This is a genomic window from Vibrio sp. St2, from assembly GCF_947311885.1.
Taxonomy (GTDB): Bacteria; Pseudomonadota; Gammaproteobacteria; order Enterobacterales; family Vibrionaceae; genus Vibrio; species Vibrio coralliilyticus.
Genome location: NZ_CAMZNA010000016.1, coordinates 29,136 through 48,884, shown reverse-complemented (window position 1 = coordinate 48,884; position 19,749 = coordinate 29,136). Strand labels below are relative to the sequence as shown.

Annotated in this window: 16 protein-coding genes; 9 read left to right on the top strand and 7 right to left on the bottom strand. The window is 46.5% G+C overall.

Going from position 1 to position 19,749, the window contains the following annotated elements:
• Positions 1-55: 55 nt before the first annotated feature.
• On the top strand, positions 56-2,929 hold the full coding sequence (locus tag QMA41_RS23955) for a valine--tRNA ligase (RefSeq protein ID WP_065740768.1): 2,874 nt from the start codon (positions 56-58) through the stop codon (positions 2,927-2,929).
• Positions 2,930-2,990: 61 nt separating this feature from the next.
• On the opposite strand, the gene QMA41_RS23950 is transcribed toward QMA41_RS23955, so the two are convergent.
• Both QMA41_RS23950 and QMA41_RS23945 read right to left on the bottom strand, forming a co-directional pair.
• Positions 2,991-3,983: a M48 family metallopeptidase gene (locus QMA41_RS23950; protein ID WP_281630771.1), complete on the bottom strand. Its 993-nt coding sequence runs from the start codon at positions 3,981-3,983 to the stop codon at positions 2,991-2,993.
• Positions 3,983-5,158 (bottom strand): YjgN family protein, encoded by a 1,176-nt coding sequence (locus QMA41_RS23945; protein ID WP_281630770.1) that lies wholly within the window; start codon positions 5,156-5,158, stop codon positions 3,983-3,985. Before QMA41_RS23945 ends, QMA41_RS23950 begins: the two co-directional genes overlap by 1 nt.
• Positions 5,159-5,456: 298 nt before the next feature.
• Here QMA41_RS23945 and QMA41_RS23940 point away from each other — a divergent pair, with 298 nt between their 5' ends.
• Positions 5,457-6,194, top strand: a complete 738-nt coding sequence (locus QMA41_RS23940; RefSeq protein WP_281630769.1) for a transporter substrate-binding domain-containing protein — start codon at positions 5,457-5,459, stop codon at positions 6,192-6,194.
• Here the strand turns inward: QMA41_RS23940 and QMA41_RS23935 are convergent.
• Complete coding sequence (locus tag QMA41_RS23935) at positions 6,191-7,153, bottom strand: D-2-hydroxyacid dehydrogenase (protein WP_281630768.1); 963 nt, start codon at positions 7,151-7,153, stop codon at positions 6,191-6,193. The genes QMA41_RS23940 and QMA41_RS23935 overlap by 4 nt on opposite strands.
• Before the next feature lie 29 nt (positions 7,154-7,182).
• Positions 7,183-7,920, bottom strand: a complete 738-nt coding sequence (locus QMA41_RS23930; RefSeq protein WP_281630767.1) for a pseudouridine synthase — start codon at positions 7,918-7,920, stop codon at positions 7,183-7,185.
• 187 nt (positions 7,921-8,107) lie between these two features.
• Here QMA41_RS23930 and QMA41_RS23925 point away from each other — a divergent pair, with 187 nt between their 5' ends.
• Positions 8,108-9,379 carry a divalent metal cation transporter gene (locus QMA41_RS23925; protein ID WP_281630766.1) on the top strand — a complete coding sequence of 424 codons (1,272 nt, stop codon included), beginning with the start codon at positions 8,108-8,110 and terminating at the stop codon, positions 9,377-9,379.
• Positions 9,380-9,441: 62 nt separating this feature from the next.
• Here the strand turns inward: QMA41_RS23925 and rapA are convergent, their stop codons facing one another.
• A complete protein-coding gene (gene rapA / locus QMA41_RS23920) occupies positions 9,442-12,351 on the bottom strand; it encodes an RNA polymerase-associated protein RapA (protein ID WP_281630765.1) in 2,910 nt (969 codons plus the stop codon).
• A 473-nt stretch (positions 12,352-12,824) separates the two neighbouring features.
• On the opposite strand from rapA, the gene QMA41_RS23915 reads away from it, so the two are divergent.
• From QMA41_RS23915 to QMA41_RS23895, 5 genes are all read left to right on the top strand, one after another.
• Positions 12,825-14,201 carry a PhoH family protein gene (locus QMA41_RS23915; RefSeq protein ID WP_006963132.1) on the top strand — a complete coding sequence of 459 codons (1,377 nt, stop codon included), beginning with the start codon at positions 12,825-12,827 and terminating at the stop codon, positions 14,199-14,201.
• 118 nt (positions 14,202-14,319) lie between these two features.
• Positions 14,320-15,324 carry an ornithine carbamoyltransferase gene (locus tag QMA41_RS23910; RefSeq protein ID WP_281630764.1) on the top strand — a complete coding sequence of 335 codons (1,005 nt, stop codon included), beginning with the start codon at positions 14,320-14,322 and terminating at the stop codon, positions 15,322-15,324.
• Positions 15,325-15,571: 247 nt separating this feature from the next.
• A complete protein-coding gene (gene pyrB / locus QMA41_RS23905) occupies positions 15,572-16,501 on the top strand; it encodes an aspartate carbamoyltransferase (protein ID WP_029236336.1) in 930 nt (309 codons plus the stop codon).
• A 14-nt stretch (positions 16,502-16,515) separates the two neighbouring features.
• Entirely contained in the window at positions 16,516-16,977 is a 462-nt protein-coding gene (pyrI, locus tag QMA41_RS23900) for an aspartate carbamoyltransferase regulatory subunit (RefSeq protein ID WP_281630763.1), read from the top strand.
• A gap of 127 nt (positions 16,978-17,104) precedes the next feature.
• Positions 17,105-17,494, top strand: coding sequence for a RidA family protein (locus QMA41_RS23895; RefSeq protein ID WP_004747250.1), 390 nt, complete (start codon positions 17,105-17,107; stop codon positions 17,492-17,494).
• 57 nt (positions 17,495-17,551) lie between these two features.
• Here the strand turns inward: QMA41_RS23895 and QMA41_RS23890 are convergent, their stop codons facing one another.
• Positions 17,552-17,743 carry a hypothetical protein gene (locus QMA41_RS23890; protein WP_006963136.1) on the bottom strand — a complete coding sequence of 64 codons (192 nt, stop codon included), beginning with the start codon at positions 17,741-17,743 and terminating at the stop codon, positions 17,552-17,554.
• Positions 17,744-17,842: 99 nt separating this feature from the next.
• Entirely contained in the window at positions 17,843-18,775 is a 933-nt protein-coding gene (mdh, locus tag QMA41_RS23885) for a malate dehydrogenase (RefSeq protein WP_006963137.1), read from the bottom strand.
• 330 nt (positions 18,776-19,105) lie between these two features.
• Between mdh and argR the strand changes: the two genes are divergently transcribed.
• On the top strand, positions 19,106-19,576 hold the full coding sequence (argR, locus tag QMA41_RS23880) for a transcriptional regulator ArgR (RefSeq protein WP_006963138.1): 471 nt from the start codon (positions 19,106-19,108) through the stop codon (positions 19,574-19,576).
• Positions 19,577-19,749: the final 173 nt, after the last annotated feature.

Here is a 19,749-nt window from a genome sequence, read left to right as displayed (position 1 = left end):
CTTATAAAGATTGACTTAGAATTAAACCAGACCTATCTGCAGAATATCTATAGCTATGGAAAAGACATACAACCCAACTTCAATCGAACAAGCGTTATACCAAGCTTGGGAAGAGAAAGGCTACTTTAAGCCACACGGTGACACGACGAAAGAATCATACAGCATCATGATCCCGCCACCGAACGTCACTGGTAGCCTACACATGGGCCACGCGTTCCAAGATACAATCATGGATACTCTGATCCGTGCTGAACGTATGAAGGGCAAAAACACCCTTTGGCAGGTAGGTACTGACCACGCTGGTATCGCTACTCAGATGGTTGTTGAGCGTAAAATCGCAGCAGAAGAAGGCAAAACCAAACATGACTACGGTCGTGATGCCTTCATCGACAAGATCTGGGAATGGAAAAACGAATCTGGTGGCACAATCACTAAGCAGCTTCGTCGTCTAGGTGCATCAGTAGACTGGGACCGTGAGCGTTTCACAATGGATGACGGTCTATCTAACGCAGTTCAAGAAGTATTCGTTCGCCTGTACGAAGAAGACCTGATCTACCGTGGTAAGCGTCTAGTAAACTGGGATCCTAAACTGCACACTGCAATTTCTGATCTTGAAGTTGAAAACAAAGACAAAAAAGGCCACATGTGGCACTTCCGCTACCCTCTAGCGGATGGCGTGAAGACAGCAGAAGGTAAAGACTACATTGTTGTTGCGACGACTCGTCCTGAAACCATGCTTGGTGATACGGGTGTTGCTGTAAACCCAGAAGATCCACGTTACAAAGATCTGATCGGCAAAGAAATTCTTCTTCCTGTCGTTGATCGTCGCATCCCTATTGTGGGTGACGAGCACGCTGATATGGAGAAAGGTACTGGTTGTGTGAAGATCACTCCTGCACACGACTTCAATGACTATGAAGTAGGTAAACGTCACCAGCTACCAATGATCAACATCCTAACTTTCAACGCTGACATTCGTGATGCTGCGGAAGTATTCACCACTAACGGTGAAGCAAGTGATGTGTACTCAACTGAGCTACCAGCGAAATACCACGGCATGGAGCGCTTTGCTGCACGTAAAGCGATCGTTGCAGAGTTTGAAGAGCTTGGTCTACTAGACGAAATTAAAGATCACGACCTAACGGTTCCTTACGGCGACCGTGGCGGTGTGGTTATCGAACCAATGCTAACTGACCAATGGTACGTGCGCGCTGCACCTCTTGCTGAGCCTGCAGTTAAAGCGGTTGAAGACGGTGAAATCCAATTCGTTCCTAAACAGTACGAAAACATGTACTTCTCTTGGATGCGTGACATTCAAGACTGGTGTATCTCTCGTCAGCTTTGGTGGGGTCACCGTATCCCAGCTTGGTACGACAACGACGGCAACGTCTATGTAGGTCGTACTGAAGAAGAAGTACGTGCAAACAACAACCTTGCACCTGTTGTAGTTCTTCGCCAAGACGACGACGTACTTGATACATGGTTCTCTTCTGCGCTTTGGACGTTCGGTACTCAAGGCTGGCCAGAGCAAACTGAAGACCTGAAGACATTCCACCCTTCAGATGTGCTAGTAACGGGCTTCGACATCATCTTCTTCTGGGTTGCGCGTATGATCATGATGACCATGCACTTCAACAAAGATGAAAACGGTAAGTCACAAGTACCATTTAAGACTGTTTACGTAACGGGCCTAATCCGTGACGAAAACGGCGACAAGATGTCTAAGTCGAAGGGTAACGTACTTGACCCTATCGACATGATCGATGGTATCGACCTTGAGTCTCTAGTAGAGAAGCGTTGTGGCAACATGATGCAACCTCAGCTAGCGAAGAAGATCGAGAAGAACACGCGTAAGACGTTCGAGAACGGTATCGAACCATACGGTACTGACGCACTGCGTTTCACTCTTGCTGCTATGGCTTCTACTGGCCGTGACATCAACTGGGACATGAAACGTCTTGAAGGCTACCGCAACTTCTGTAACAAGCTATGGAACGCGAGTCGTTACGTACTGATGAATACAGAAGAGCACGATTGTGGCATGTCACTGTCTGCTGAAGAACGCGCTAACCTAGAGTTCTCTCTAGCGGACAAATGGATTGAATCTCAGTTTGAGCTGGCTGCGAAAGAGTTTAACGCTCACCTAGATAACTTCCGTCTAGACATGGCAGCAAACACGCTTTACGAATTCATCTGGAACCAATTCTGTGACTGGTACCTGGAGCTGACTAAGCCAGTTCTTTGGAAAGGCACTGAAGCTCAGCAAGTTGCGACTCGCCACATGCTGATCACGGTACTTGAGAAAACGCTTCGTCTAGCTCATCCAGTGCTTCCTTACATCACTGAATCTATCTGGCAGAGCGTGAAGCCTCTAGTAGACGGTGTTGAGGGCGACACTATCATGACTCAAGCGCTGCCTCAGTTTAACCAAGAGAACTTCAACGCTGAAATCGTAGAAGATATCGAATGGGTTAAAACCTTCATCACCGCGATCCGTAACCTACGTGCCGAGTACGACATTGCACCTAGCAAAGGTCTGTCGGTAATGGTTAAGGTCGCTGATGAGAAAGATGCGGCTCGTATCGAAGCAAACAAGACAGTACTGAGCTCACTGGCTAAACTAGATGAAATCAAAGTACTGGCTGAAGGTGAAGAGACCCCAGCTTGTGCAACTAAATTGGTTGAGAAGTCTGAGCTGATGATCCCAATGGCGGGTCTGATCGACAAAGATGCAGAGCTTGCTCGTCTTGATGGCGAAATCAAGAAAACGCACGGCGAAATCAAACGTATCGAAGGTAAACTAGGTAACGAAGGTTTCGTTGCTAAAGCGCCAGAAGCGGTTGTTGCGAAAGAACGTGAAAAGCTAGAAGGTTACCAAGAAACCTTAATCAAGCTTGAAGAGCAGAAGACAACCATCGCGGCACTGTAAACCAGTACCATAGATAAAGAAAAGGCAGCGAATTCGCTGCCTTTTTTATCTCTGTGATTCGTTATTCGCGCGCGGCCTGAATGCGCAGCTCAAAATCAGGGTGACTGTTCATCCATTCTGGCATTTCCAACCTTTCTTGTTGTCTGAACAACTCAAACATCTCTGCCATCGGTTCACTACTGCCGTATATATCCACCATCGCTTGTCGAGCATAAGCGTCAGCTTCCAGTTCAGCGTCACGAGAGTGACCATTGGAAAGGAAGAAAACCCCTAGCCCGGCCAAGTTATCCACCACTCCCGAGCTTTCACCGGTTAACACTGCAACTCCAACTGAAAGTAAACTCGAATGGACTAACCTTTTGATCATATGGCGATGATGAACATGACCTAGCTCGTGAAGGATAATGCTATCGAGCTGTTGTTCATTCTCAGCCAGAGTAACCAAATCGTCGAGTAATACGATTTTCCCACCCGGCAATGCAAATGCATTAGCGCCAAGCTCTGAGGAGCGAAACACCACCTCAATGGGATAAGGTAACGCTTCCAACTGTGTGACATGCTGAGCCACACGTTGGCGGATCGCTTGCTGCTCTTGCGAACCCAACTCACTCTCTTGCCAGCTGTTATCAAAGCTTTCGAGCACTTTATCGCCCAGCGCCACAGCAACGTAATCAGGGATAGCATTGGCGACCTTCTCACTGGTCCATGGCAAGACATAAAAATAACTGCCTAATACCACTCCGATACACACTACCGCTGACAACAACCACGCTAACCAGTTAGCTTCCATTTTATCAATGGTACTGCTTCTGCGATTTCGCTCCAGCCAGTGGCTGACTTCTGCCGTTCTTTCAACCACAAATACCCAGCCATCGGGGAACTTAAAACGCACGGGCAGATTACCAACAGGGACACTAATATCGGCGTATTGCTGGTCACAACTAATGATTTTCCCGTCAACACGCAAACTTAATGCATTAGCTTGAGTGACATCCAACTTGGCAGGATGACGCTCCGAGCTGCGTGGCGGAAACGCCACCCCGTCAAATAGCATTAGCTGATTCCGATACCTAGATCAAAGGCCTGTGCCACTTCATCCGATACTGCAGATTTGACATTTGAATCTTGGTCTGTCGCCTTCAGCACACTCATACCGCCAAACACCACCGTGTTATCAGCAACATAGCGGGATGTTCTGACCATAACCCAAGGTCTGGCAATACTTAGCGTCACCACCTGTAGTAAGAAGTTAGAGATCACCAACCAAGTGTACCCTCTCGCAGTCAGTGATGACTTAAAGGTGTATCGATCGTCTGACTCTTGCTCTAACTTCGCTTGTAGCTGATCAAAGATGTAATTACGCAATCGCGTTGTGGTGTAGGCTGTCAGGCCGATAGTCAGTGTAATGATGGCTAGGTAAGCCACAATAAACACCGTAACCTGAGATACGCCCATCAACGAGCTGAAGTCTCCATTCTGAAGCGCGGTAAAATCGAAACCGCTAAATACCGTCAAAGACATCGCAATCAAAAGAACAATCGACGCGACAATACCTAAGCCTATCGCTTTTAGATAAGTTTTGAAAAAGAAGCCAGTTTCCAGTTCCGCACTGAACTTCCAATCTCCGTATCGATAGCCATTAGAAAAATACTTATGCGCGCCAGCCACAACCCATGCATACAACACAGCCATGAACACCAAAGACGCAATACCTAATACCGTTGCAGCGACTGCAGAAACACTGGATACCGCCACGACCACGCCAATATAGATAGCCATCGCTAGCAAAGCACCTAAACCGCGCCCCATAAGCGCTACATAGGCATCTTTCAATGAAGAGTCAAAAGAGAAATGAACATTGCGGTAACTCGTCATTGCGGCATCAAAGCGGGCATTGCTCCATAACAACCAAGGTAAAGCAATGTAAAAAACCAGTAATAGAGCGGCGCTCGCTGCTGGGAAAAAGGCGTTCGCCACGGCCCAAATCACTAGAACTGCAACAGCAACTAAACGACCTTTGAGGATTTGCATAGGTTCAGCATGATACTCAAAGTTATCGCTATCGACATAAGTATTGCCGTAGAAATAACGCTTAGTTCTGACCTTCGCCCAAGCCGAATAGATACCTAAAGTGATGATGGTCAGCAGAACATTGACTATCCAAATGCCAAAGAATTCGCCTCCCTTTCCCTTAAACTCAACGGGATTTGTTATATGTTTTTGTTCCATTTATTACATTTCCTGACGTAGTTGACTAAAACACAAGGCAAATAATTTCTTACATTTCATTCTTAGCGTCTATGTCTTAATAACAAGAAAATGCAACCAGTTGATGTACATCACAAATAATATGGAGTATTAGCACAATAATTTTACATATAGTGGACGTTAAAAAACATTTGCCTAAGAAATATCAAACGCTTATTAATTGAATCTGACCTTGTTTCACTTCGCTTTTGAGCAGTAATGATCCAATTGAGCCTGTCTCTTCTAGAATTACTTAGAGGTCACCAAATAAGGAGCCAAGATGTTGAAGAAATCCTTGTTAGTTATTCCCCTGCTTCAATGCTTGTTTGTCTTGTCAGCCTACGCCGAAAGCACACCTCAAACCGTCAAGATCACAGCCGGAGATTGGCCACCGTTTATTGGCCAGAACCTTGAGGGCTATGGTGTCGTAGCACAAACCATCGAACAGGTTTTCGCGTTGCAAGGCTATGAGGTGACTTTCGCTTTTTATCCTTGGGCTAGAGCTTATGAGAAAGCTCAAAGTGGAGAGTATGATGCCACTGCGGTATGGATGTTTGATGAAGAGCGGACGGAGCATTTCTATTACAGTAAACCAGTCTCGCAAGAGCAATTTGTCTTCTTTCATCACAAAGACTTAGCGTTTGATTGGTCTAAGATAGACGATCTCAAGGGATACAAGATAGGTGGAGGGTTAGGTTACAGCTATGGGGAAGCTTTGGACGCCTTAATCGATGCAAAAGAGGTCAGCATAAGCCGAGTCAACAACCCTAGCCAGAATCTGCTGCGCCTTAATCATAAACGTATCCAAGTCTATCCAGAAGAACGTCAAATCGGCATGTATCACCTGAGCCAGCAACCAGAAGAGATTCAAAATAACATTACCTATCACCCGAAACCCTTTCTTAATAACGACGGTTTCGTGATGTTCTCCAAACAAAGCCCTAGAGGAAAAGAGCTATTAGAGATCTTTAACCAAGGGCTTATCAAGTGGCACCAACAACAATCTAAAGGCCACTAAACGACACGGTTTTGTTCCTGCCCTTGATGAAAGGCAGTGATGTTATCCATCAGGATGTTAGCTAGATTCTGAATCGATGAATCACTGCCCCACGCAACATGTGGAGTCAGGAGCAAATTAGGCAGACTCATATTAGCGAGCAACGGGTTGCTGTCGTCCGCTGGTTCTTGGCTAAATACATCGACACCAGCACCAGCAATCGTGCCTCGTTTTAAGGCCTCAACCAGAGCCGCTTCATCAACCAACCCACCTCGACCAGTATTGATCAGCACACTGCCAGGCTTCATTTGAGCCAGTTCATGACGCCCAATCAAGTTATGAGTCTGTTCATTCAACGGACAATGTAGCGTCAAGACATCAACCATCATCAACACCTGCTCAAATGGCAGGTAACCTTTTCGGCAATGATGCGCACCTTTATGTTCTGCATAAATGACTTGCATACCAATCGCCTTCGCCAGCGCGGCAGTAGCCTGACCCAAAGCTCCAGAGCCGACAACGCCCAGCGTCGAGCCTGCTACGTCACCAATTGGGTGAGTAAAGAAACAAAACTGTTTATTGCGTTGCCATTCCCCTTTGGCAATATCATTGTGGTAGCCCATCAAATTGCGCTTAAGAGCGAATATCATCCCAATCACATGCTCAGGCACCGATTGAGTGGCGTAGCCCTGCACGTTTGTGACAGCTATGTTTTGCTCACGGCAGTAATCAATGTCGATGTTGTTGAAGCCAGTAGCCGAGACAGCGATCAGTTTGAGATCCGGTAGTTGGCGCAACACTGCCGCATCTAATACGACTTTATTCGTGATGACGATATGAGCGTTTTTCAGCCGTTCTACCACCAGCTCAGGGCTGGTGAAATCATATTCAATCCATTGGTGATCAAAAGGAAGATGAGGTAATTCGATATGAGTTGGGATCGTCGCACGATCCAAGAACACAATATTAGGCAGCGACATGGTTTCTCCTTTCGCTGCCTATAATGAAATCATGGACGCGGCAGCGTTTTATAGTCCGGCAATTCTCGCACAGGATCGAAATAGTTAAAGATCAACGCCTCCGCTTCAGGATAGAAATCACAAGGAACAAAAATACTGCGTAGACGTTCATCTTGAGGATGGTAAAAACTCAATTCAGCCGCATGCAATTCAAGGCGGTTGGAGAATTCAAAGGCTTCTCCCTGTGAATAGAACTCATCTCCGACAATCGGATGTCCTAACGCCTGCATATGCACACGCAGCTGATGTGAACGCCCAGTTATAGGCAGTAACCTGACGATGGTGGTCTGCTCTTCCCGCTTCGCCACCTCAAATAAGGTTTTTGATGGCTTACCCTGTTCAAAACAGACTTTCTGCTTCGGCCGATTTGGCCAATCACAAATCAGTGGAAGATCCACTTCTCCCTCTTGTTGTTCAACGTGTCCCCATACACGAGCATAGTAAACCTTATGCGTGAGGCGAAACTGAAACTGCTTTTTTAACGCCGATTCTGTGGGTTTGTTCTTAGCAAACAGCATCAAACCTGAAGTTGACATGTCAAGACGATGAACCGGTTGGATGTCAGGATAGATGTCTTTCAAGCGGCTCCACATGCTGTCGTAATGCTCTTCAGCCCTGCCTGGCACAGACAAAAGACCCGACGGTTTATTCACCACAAGGATGCCTTCATCTTCAAATACTCGCTCAACCCATGGCTCGGTGGGAGGATGGTATTGCTGCATAGCCATAAAACATCTCAATCAGATTTATAACTCAGCCAGTATATCAGAGTCATGCCTGTGACGGCGTTTCCACATCCTAGTATGTTTTAGCTTTTTTCATGTAAATAATATTTAACGCCTTGGTTGCATATGATATTCATACCCGCCATTGACAAGACACTATCACTAACAACAAAAACATCAAGGAACACAAATGGAAACGATCTCCGCTTCAGAGAGCCAACCCAAATACTCTCTGTCACAACTCGTCCGTTCGCTAGGCCCAGGGATCATGATGGCCGCTGCCGCGGTAGGGGGCTCCCATCTGGTGGCTTCAACAAAAGCCGGGGCGATTTACGGATGGCAGCTAGCCGCACTCATTTTGTTAGTTAACTTTTTTAAATATCCATTTTTCCGCGCCAGTATCCAATACACAATGGGAACCGGAGAAAGTCTGGTCGAAGGTTATGCAAAGCTTGGCCGACCTTACCTATGGCTGTTTGTCGCACTCAGCGTTATTTCCGGTATCGTCAATACAGCCGCCTTACTGCTCTTCAGTGCTAGCTTGCTGGGTTACTTCATTCCCTTCGACCTCTCGACCACAAGCTTGTGCTTAATCATCTTAGCCACCTGTTTAACAATTCTATTTGCAGGTCACTACAAAGCCCTCGACTCCTTGTCCAAAATCATTATGGCGGTACTGACCATTGCAACCCTGACTGCGGTCGCTATTGCCGCAGGTAACCCTGTCGAAGCGGTTCCTGCTTTTGAAGCGCCCTCACCTTGGTCCATTGCCGCTATCGGCTTTATTGTTGTAACCATGGGTTGGATGCCAGCACCGATTGAAATTTCCAGCCTGACATCAATGTGGCTTAAAAGTCAGCAACGCCACCAGAAGGTAACGGCTCGTTCTGCTTTGTTTGATTTCAATGTGGGCTACATCGGTACGGCGATTCTGGCGATTGTCTTCCTTGCATTAGGCACCTTGGTCTTACACGGCAGCAATATTGAATTATCTCAATCGGGTGTGGGCTTTTCGCATCAGCTGGTTGGGCTCTACGCGTCAACTATTGGCGAATGGTCACGTTACCTAATTGCAGCCGTTGCGTTCTTCTGTATTTTTGGCAGTACGATTACGGTGATTGATGGCTACGCTCGAGTGATTTCAGAATCTCAACGCCTACTGCGTAAGCAAAAAGAGATGAAGCCTAAAGTGACTCAGGGTTGGATGTTACTTATCTCCGCAGCAGCACTGTCGATCATCGTATTCTGGGCAGCGGCACTACTGCCGATGCTTGATTTTGCGATGATTTTGGCCTTTATGACCACACCGTTTTTTGCGCTACTTAACTATATTCTGGTTTCAAAATCTCAGTTGCCAGAACCTTTGGCGCTCAGTAATAAACTGAAATGGCTTTCTATCACTGGCCTTGCCTACCTGTTTGGTTTCTTGGCGGTATTTGTGTGGTGGAAGTGGCTGATGTAGTCACATAGCGACCAACAAAAAAGGCCTTCAAATGAAGGCCTTTTACTGCAAGTTGCGTAAAATCAGTTGTGAGATACAACAATCATACGCAGCGAGTCCAGTTGATACTGAGCTTGAGCAATGTAACCATTCAGCTCTTTAATTTGCGCTTCAATCGCTGCAAGTTCTTCATCACGGATGTTTGGGTTAACCGCTTTCAATGCTTGAAGTCGTTCTAACTCCGCATTCAAGCTCGCCTGCATTTCCTGTTGTGCCTCTGCACGTACGGCTTCGACTTTTTCGACAATCAACGCTTCACCAGCGGTGATCATCTGATGAACCTGAGCCTGAACTGACGACACCAGTTTGGTCGCCATATGACGACCTACTGGGCTAAGTTGGCGGTTAAAACTTTCAAACTCAACCTGCTGAGATAAGTCACTGCCTTTGCCATCCAACATCAGACGGATTGGTGTTGTCGGTAGGAAACGGCTGATACCACTACGCTTTGGCGCCTGAGCATCAACTTTATATACCAACTCAAGCAGCATAGTGCCTACTGGTAACGCTTTGTTCTTTAGTAAAGATACTGCCGTTGCACCGACGCCTTCACTCATCAATAAGTCGATACCACCCTGAATCATCGGGTGCTCCCAACTGATGAAGTTCATGTCTTCACGAGACAACGCCGTTTCACGATCAAAAGTGATCGTCGCACCTTCATAAGGCAGACCAGGGTAACTTGGCACCATCATGTGTTCAGATGGCGTCACTACCAAGGCATTTTCCCCTTTGTCGTCCTGATTAAGGCCAATGGTATCAAACAGACCCAACGCAAAGGTCACCAGATTGGTATCACCATCAGTGGCCACAATCTTATCGACTATCTGCTGCGCTTTTTCGCCACCATTGGAATGCATTTCCAGTAAGCGGTCACGCCCTTGCTCAAGTTGAGACTTAAGCTCTTTGTTCAGCGCAGCAGACTCGCTGATCACATCATCGAGTTCAGTCACGTCACCTGAAGCCAGCATTTCAATCAAACGATCAGAGAACTTGTCATACACCGCGCGACCTGTCGGGCAAGTTTCAGCAAAAGCATTTAGACCTTCATCGAACCAACGCGCCAGAATCGCCTGTGACGTTTGCTCCAGATAAGGAACGTGAATATTAATATCACGACTCTGACCAATACGGTCCAGACGACCAATACGCTGCTCAAGTAAGTCAGGGTTGAACGGCAAATCGAACATCACCAGTTGGTTTGCAAACTGGAAATTACGACCTTCTGAGCCAATTTCACTACAGATAAGGACCTGAGCGCCACCCTCTTCCTGCGCAAAGTATGCAGCAGCTTTATCACGTTCCAGAATAGACATACCTTCGTGGAACACGGTGGCACGGATACCTTCACGCTCACGCAGCGCCTGCTCTAGCTGTAGCGCTGTGCTAGCACGAGAAGCAATAACCAAGATCTTGTCACTGCGCTTTTGTTTGATCTTATCAATCAACCAATTGACACGTGAATCAAACTGCCACCAGCTAGCATCATCACCTTCAAACTCTTGGAAGATTTCTTCTGGATAAAGATTTTTCAGCGCACGTGCTTCAGGGCTGATTTTGCCACCAATCATGCCCGATACACGCATAGACGTCGTGTACTGCTGAGGGATCGACATTGGCAATAGGTTCACGTTACGAACCGGGAAGCCTTTAATCGCTGCACGAGTGTTACGGAACAGCACGCGTCCTGTACCATGACGGTCCATCAGGTTGTCGATCAGTTCCTGACGAGCTGCGGCTTTAGCTTCTTCTTCGCTATCGCTTTCAATAATGCGGAACAGCGGCTCAACATCCTGCTCGGACAACAACTCGGTAATCTGATTTTTAGCGTCACTCTCAAGCTGTTGACCAGAGAACAGCGTACTCACCGAATCCGCTACTGGCGCGTATTGCTCTTCTTCTTCAACAAACGCCTGGTAGTCGTAAAAGCGGTCTGAGTCCAGCAAACGCAGACGGGCAAAGTGGCTCTCTCGTCCTAGTTGTTCTGGGGTTGCGGTCAGAAGAAGTACCCCTGGTGTGCGCTCTGCCAGCCCTTCAATCACCTGATATTCACGGCTTGGCTGCTCTGGGCTCCATTCTAGATGGTGCGCCTCATCGACAACCAACAAATCCCACTCACCTTCAAGTGCTTGCTCAAAACGCTTGCGGCTCTTACGTAAGAAATCCAGTGAACACAGTACATATTGCTGGGTATCAAACGGGTTATCTGAATCAGCAAACGCCTCAATACAGCGCTCTTCATCAAAAATCGAGAAATGTAGATTGAAGCGGCGCATCATCTCCACTAACCATTGATGCTGCAACGTTTCCGGTACCACAATCAAGATACGCTCCGCTCGGCCCGCTAACACCTGCTGGTGGATGATCATCCCAGCTTCAATGGTTTTGCCTAGACCTACTTCATCGGCTAACAAAACGCGAGGCGCATGACGACGACCGACTTCATGAGCAATGTATAGCTGGTGAGGAATCAAACCAGCACGCATACCACAAAGGCCGCGCATCGGGCTCTTATGCTGTTCATATTGGTTCATCAATGCACGATAACGGAGCACAAAGTTGTCCATGCGATCAATCTGACCAGCGAACAATTTATCTTGCGGCTTGTTAAAACGGATTTGGTTGCTGAGCATAATTTCGCGCAGCATCACCTCTTGCTCTCCACTGTCTTCGCGGGTACCGATGTAGGCAAATAGACCTTGGTCCTCGACCACTTGCTCAATCTTAAGTGACCAACCTTGCTGACTGTCAACGACATCACCAGCGTTAAAGGTTACTCGGGTAACAGGCGCATCATTACGAGCGTACACTCGGTTCTCTTCTGAAGCTGCAAACATAAGTGTCACAGTGCGAGCATCCAGTGCTACTACAGTCCCTAAACCTAAATCGCTTTCTGTATCGCTGATCCAGCGCTGGCCCAAAGCAAATGTCATGAATCGACTACCTCATCTGTTTAATTCAAAAATGGGTCTATTTATCTTAGTTGTTCTTGCGTGACTTGAAAGGCAACTGACGGGGAAGTGAATGGTCAGCAGTCACGCCAAAAAGGTCGCTCATATTACTCGAAGCTGTGATATTGGTCACGCACAAACACCTCAAAAAACAACAAATTTTTCTCTATCTTTTGCATGACATCAAAGTGTAAGAAAAGAGTGGCAAATCTAAAAAAGAGAGTTGGAAATCTGACTTATACTCACAAATGAGAATGCAAGCTATGGTGTCAATTTTTCGACTGGCACGAGAGATGCATTATTTCGGATGACGATCAACACGGGTTTGTAGCATATCAGCTAACCGACAGCGATCTCTGAGCGACTTAGCGACATGCTGCAAGCAACCGCAGGTAGGCCATCATCACAAGCGATTGTGAATGGCAAACAAGCCGCATCACGGCAAGGAGACGCTTATGGGTGACACGGATCGGAAACTTTTTGTCCTAGACACCAACATCCTTCTTCATGAACCTTTAGCCATCTATTCCTTTCAAGAACACGACGTGGTCATTCCAATGACCGTCCTCGAAGAACTCGACCGAATCAAAGACAGCAAACGCGACGTTGCCCGCGATGCCCGAGTGGCCATCCGCGCAATGGAAGCCATGTTCAAAGACGCCACACCAGATGAAATCTCTGAAGGCATTCCGATTAACCGCGATAAAGAAAACACCGGACATATCTCTATTCTCGCCGATTTTGAGCTGCAAGAAACCGTTAAGGCTTTTGCAGACAAAGCAGGCGATAATCGCATTCTTAATGCGGTGCTTTATCTGCAAAACAAACGTGCACCACGTGAAGTGGTTCTGATCACCAAAGATATTAATATGCGCTTGCGTGCCAAAGGCGCTGGCGTTCGCTTCGTTGAAGACTACCGAACGGACCAATTGATTGATGACGTTCAGTACCTAACTAAAGGCTTCCAACAAATCGAAGGCGACTTCTGGAGTAATATCGAAGAAGTCGAAAGTAAGAACCTTGGCGGTCACACGTTCCACACTCTAGACCGAGAACCTTTTGAGCCGACGTACATCAATCAGTATGTTATTGATGAAGAAAGTGACTTTGCAGGACGAGTGGAAGAAATAACCCCGGAAAAAGTGACACTCAAAGATCTCAGCCGCGAGCGTATGATGCATCGCCGAGCGTGGGACATCACGCCGAAGAACATTTATCAGGGCATGGCGTTAGATGCCTTACTCGATCCTGATATTGATTTGGTGATTCTCACCGGGGCTGCGGGCAGTGGTAAAACGCTACTTGCTATGGCTTCCGCTTTGGAGCAAACCATTGAACACGGTATGTTCGACAAGATCATCGTTACACGTAACACGCCAGATATCGGCGAATCGATTGGCTTCTTACCCGGCAGTGAGGAGGAAAAAATGCTGCCTTGGCTAGCGGCGGTAACGGACACACTGGAAGCGCTGCATAAGCACGACCACTGTACGGAAGGCTCGCTGAAGTACATCTGCGACAAAGCCAATATACAGTTTAAGTCGATAAACTTTATGCGTGGCCGCTCAATCCAGAACGCGTTTGTGTTGCTGGATGAATGTCAGAACCTGACCGCTTCGCAAATCAAAACCATCATTACTCGCTGTGGTGAAGGTACTAAGATAGTCTGCTCGGGTAACCTGGCGCAGATTGACTCTCACTACCTCACCCCTGTTACCTCAGGATTGACCTACATGGTTGAACGCTTCAAGAACTTCGAAGGCAGCGCTAATGTCCACCTAAATGGTGTCGTACGCAGTCGTCTGGCTGAGTTTGCAGAAGAGAATTTATAGTCACCAAAAGCGGGATATTATTTATATCCCGCTACAAATTTAAAATAATTATTCACAAGCATCACATAACTATGTTTAACTAGTCCTATTAAAATAATGAGCAATGAAGGACTGAAGCATGGCTTTCAATCTACGTAACCGAAATTTCCTTAAGCTTCTCGATTTCACCCCAAAAGAGATCCAGTTTTTACTCGATCTATCTGCGGATCTTAAGAAGGCAAAATACGCGGGCACAGAACAGAAAAAGCTCGTTGGTAAAAACATCGCCCTGATCTTTGAAAAAGCCTCGACTCGCACCCGATGCGCGTTTGAAGTAGCTGCCTTCGACCAAGGTGCACAGGTGTCTTACATCGGCCCATCTGGTTCTCAGATTGGTCATAAAGAGTCGATGAAGGACACCGCGCGTGTATTAGGCAGAATGTATGACGGCATTGAATATCGAGGGTTCGGCCAAGAGATCGTCGAAGAATTGGGGCAGCACGCTGGTGTCCCCGTGTGGAACGGTTTGACCGACGAGTTTCACCCCACTCAAATACTGGCCGATTTTCTCACCATGCTTGAACACGGCCGCGGTAAACTGCTCCATGAAATCAAGTTTGCTTACTTAGGCGATGCACGCAACAACATGGGTAACTCTCTATTGGTGGGGGCTGCCAAAATGGGCATGGACATTCGTCTCGTCGCTCCTAAAGCTTTCTGGCCAGAAGAGGAACTGGTGGCAAACTGCCAACTGATTGCTCTGCAAACCGGGGCAAAAATCACGCTGACTGAAAGCGTTGATGAAGGCGTTAAAGATTGCGACTTCCTTTATACTGACGTGTGGGTTTCGATGGGCGAAGCCCTAGAGGCTTGGGATGAGCGAGTTGCTCAAATGAAGCCTTATCAAGTCAATATGGATACCTTAGATAAAACCGGTAACCCGCAAGTCAAGTTCATGCATTGCTTACCAGCATTTCATAATGATGAAACCACCATAGGCAAGGAAGTAGCCGACAAATACGGTATGAATGGGCTGGAAGTTACTGAAGAGGTGTTCGAGTCTGACCACTCAATTGTGTTTGATGAAGCAGAGAACCGCATGCACACGATTAAAGCTGTGATGGTCGCAACACTCGGTTCATGACACCAACAAAAATTGCACCATAAAGCTTCGATGTAATCGCTTGCGTTAACAAATCTTCAGCGTATAATGCTCGGCAATTTGTCTGGAGGTAGTGACCAAATGCCACGTAAAACGTGTTCTACAAAACGATTTACATTAGGTAAGCCAAAACGCTTACTGGCTGGTCTTTTTACTATTTCCACCGATTTTTAAAGCCTCCCTATTGGGAGGCTTTTTTATTGCCTAAATTGCAGATGGGACGATGATTATGACGAACACGCTTTATAACAAGCACATTATCTCAATTCCTGAGCTTTCTCGTGAAGAGCTGGAACTGATTGTCAAAACCGCAGGTCAACTCAAAGCAGAGCCTAATCCTGAGCTGATCAAGAATAAGGTGATCGCCAGCTGCTTCTTTGAACCTTCTACCCGTACTCGTCTGTCTTTTGAAACCGCTATCCAGCGTGTCGGTGGCAGCGTAATTGGTTTTGATAATGGCGGTAACACTTCGCTAGCCAAGAAAGGGGAAACCTTATCGGACTCGGTTCAGGTTATCTCTTCTTATGTCGATGCATTTGTTATGCGTCATCCACAAGAAGGCGCTGCACGATTAGCTTCTGAATTCTCCAATGGTGTACCAGTCATCAACGCGGGTGACGGAGCGAACCAACACCCAACCCAAACTCTGCTCGACCTGTTCTCAATTGCCGAAACGCAAGGCCGCTTGGATAACCTCAACGTTGCCTTTGTTGGTGACCTGAAATACGGCCGTACCGTTCACTCTCTGACGCAGGCTCTGGCGAAGTTTAACAATGTTCGCTTCTACTTCATCGCGCCAGAGGCACTGGCGATGCCAGATTATATTTGTGAAGAGTTGGATGAAGCTGGCATTGAATACAGCATGCACACGGACATGGAAACTGTCATCCCTGAGCTGGACGTGCTGTATATGACCCGTGTTCAGAAAGAGCGCTTTGACGAGTCGGAATACGCACACATCAAATCCGCCTACATCCTTACTGCAGCCCTGCTGGAAGGCGCGCGCGACAACCTAAAAGTACTACACCCGCTGCCTCGCGTGGATGAAATCACTGTTGATGTCGATAAAACGCCACACGCCTATTACTTTGAGCAGGCTGAAAATGGCGTCTATGCGCGTGAAGCCCTACTTGCTCTTGTTTTAAACCAATCACTGTAATCGGGAGAATCATCATGGCTAAAGAAACTCAATTGCAAGTTGAAGCAATCAAAAACGGCACCGTTATTGACCACATCCCAGCTCAGATTGGTATTAAAGTTCTCAAGCTCTTTTCAATGGATAAGTCAGAGCAACGCGTAACTGTTGGCCTCAATTTGCCGTCTTCGGCCCTCGGCCATAAAGACCTGCTTAAGATTGAAAATGTTTTTATTAGTGAGGAGCAGGCAAGCAAGCTGGCCTTATACGCACCGCATGCCACGGTTAACCAAATTGAAGAATACGAGGTTGTGAAGAAACTGGCACTGGATTTACCAGAACAGATCAACAACGTCTTTGAATGCCCAAACAGTAACTGCATTACCCACGATGAACCTGTAGAAACCAGCTTTAAAGTGTTCGAGAAAAAAGATAACGTGCGATTAAAATGTAAGTATTGTGAGAAGGTCTTCTCACGAGAAATCGTTACTGAACGTTAATCGTCGCTTAATCATAAATTATCAATCCCTGCTCTCTGATAGCAGGGATTTTTCTTTACGCCGCTCTGCTTTCACGGCACACTGACTTCCCTTAATTACGTTAACCCTCAACAGATGGAACATAATAATGACTAAAGTACTTCATACAGAATCCGCTCCTGCTGCTATTGGCCCATATGTACAAGGTGTAGACCTAGGTAACATGGTACTGACTTCAGGTCAGATCCCAGTAAACCCTGCAACAGGTGAAGTATCAGCAGACATCGCTGAACAAGCTCGTCAGTCTCTGGATAACGTAAAAGCGGTGGTTGAAGCATCTGGCTTGTCTGTTACTGACATCGTTAAAATGACAGTTTTCGTAAAAGACCTTAATGACTTCGGCACAGTTAACGAAGTGTACGGTAAATTCTTCGATGAGCATAACGTAGCAAACTACCCTGCACGTTCATGTGTGGAAGTGGCTCGTCTACCTAAAGATGTGGGTATCGAAATTGAAGCTATTGCTGTTCGTAAGTAATTTGCAAATACCATAAAAAAAGCGAGCATTGAGCTCGCTTTTTTTTATGGTCAGGAATCAATAGTACTTGTCACAACCTATATGCAGTTGTGGGTCATCCATTAATTCGCTGATGTCAGCGGCAAACTGCTGATGAGAATCACGCTCCTCAATAAGAATCGCATGGTTCTTCTTATCAACGGCCAAGACTCTTCCGACGCCCTGTTTACATTCCACCAGCATACCTTTTTCGATTTCAGTAATATCCATATTCCTCTCCCCTTGTTGTTTATCTATTTACAACCTAAGGGATAAAAAGGATCAAAAAAGCCGACTCAAAGTCGGCTTTTTATAATATTAGTTTATGGCTTACTTAACGAAATCCACACCCGTTTGGATGTCGCCGTTCAGTGTTTCTAACATGCCATCAAGTGCTGATTTTTCGAATGCACTCAGTTCACCGTAGCTCAGGATCTCTTCAACGCCATCTTTACCCAGCTTCACTGGTTGTGCGAAGAACGGTGCATGCTCACCATTACCTTCAACGTAAGCGTACTCAACCACATCTTCACCTTGAAGTGCTTTCACTAGAGCAAGACCGAATCGGCAAGCCGCCTGACCCATAGACAGAGTTGCGCTACCGCCACCCGCTTTTGCCTCTACCACTTCAGTACCCGCATTCTGGATACGCTTAGTCAGTGCTTCTACTTCTTCTGCCGTGAACTCAACACCTTCTACCTGAGAAAGCAGAGGAAGGATTGTCACGCCAGAGTGACCACCGATAACCGGTACACGCACTTCACCTGGATCTTTATCTTTTAGATCCGCAACGAAAGTTTCAGAACGGATAACATCCAGAGTTGTTACACCAAACAGGCGACGCTTATCATAAACGCCCGCTTTCTTAAGAACTTCTGCCGCAATTGGCACGGTAGTGTTGACTGGGTTAGTGATGATACCGATCATCGCTTTAGGACAAACGTGAGCGATTTTCTCAGCAAGAGACTTAACGATACCAGCGTTGACGTTAAATAGGTCCGCACGATCCATACCAGGCTTACGTGCAACACCCGCTGAAATAAGAACAACATCCGCACCTTCAAGTGCTGGCGTTGGATCTTCGCCCGCATAACCTTTGATTGATACAGGCGTTGGGATGTGGCTTAGATCAGCAGCAACACCCGGAGTAACCGGAGCGATGTCGTAAAGTGCTAAATCTGAACCAGCAGGAAGACGGTTTTTTAGTAAAAGGGCTAGGGCTTGACCGATGCCTCCAGCGGCACCAATAACGGCTACTTTCATCGTAGTTCTCCTTGAGATGAATCTCTTTATAAGTCTTGGGGTGATTTGAAATCAACGCTGTCCAAAGCTATAGCAATCACATACTGATTACAATCAATTAACGTCAGCTTTGCGACCTTGCGCAACTCAGTAACAACGTGCTACACACAAGTGTTTATTATCCTTACATTTACCTTTATTGACAAAGGGTTAAGTAATTAAAAATTGCAATCTTACATCTCCGTTTACAGTGACACGTTAGACAGATTTTAGGGATAGCATTGGCACAATGTGCATAGCTATGCGAGAATATTCACTTGATTTTTATAAAACTACGGTTGAGAGAGAACCATGCGTCATTCAGAAAAACAAGATAACCTCGTCCGTGCCTTCAAAGCGCTATTGAAAGAGGAACGTTTTGGCTCCCAGGGGGATATTGTTGAGGCTCTGAAAAATGAAGGCTTCGAAAACATCAACCAGTCTAAAGTTTCCCGTATGTTGACTAAATTCGGGGCAGTGCGTACTCGCAACGCTAAGATGGAGATGGTCTACTGCTTACCTGCAGAATTGGGTGTACCAACAGTATCCAGTTCTTTGCGTGAACTGGTACTGGATATTGATCGAAACAATGCTTTAGTGGTTATCCATACTGGACCGGGCGCTGCTCAGCTTATCGCTCGCTTGCTGGACTCGTTAGGTAAAGCAGAAGGCATTTTAGGTGTAGTGGCTGGTGACGATACTATCTTCATCACTCCGACACTGAATATGACCACGGAACAATTGTTCAATTCAGTCTGCGAACTATTTGAATATACTGGATAAGTTTCAGATATAACCCCTTATTATTGAGTCACTCGATGGCATTCTTCTTGTGACTCAAATCACATCTTAGATAAATCTCTTCTTCTAAATACACACTAAGCTAAACCCTTGATTCACCAGTGGTTTAACCTGCTAATTCAGGTTAAATTTTCGCGCAAAAACCAGCCAATTTC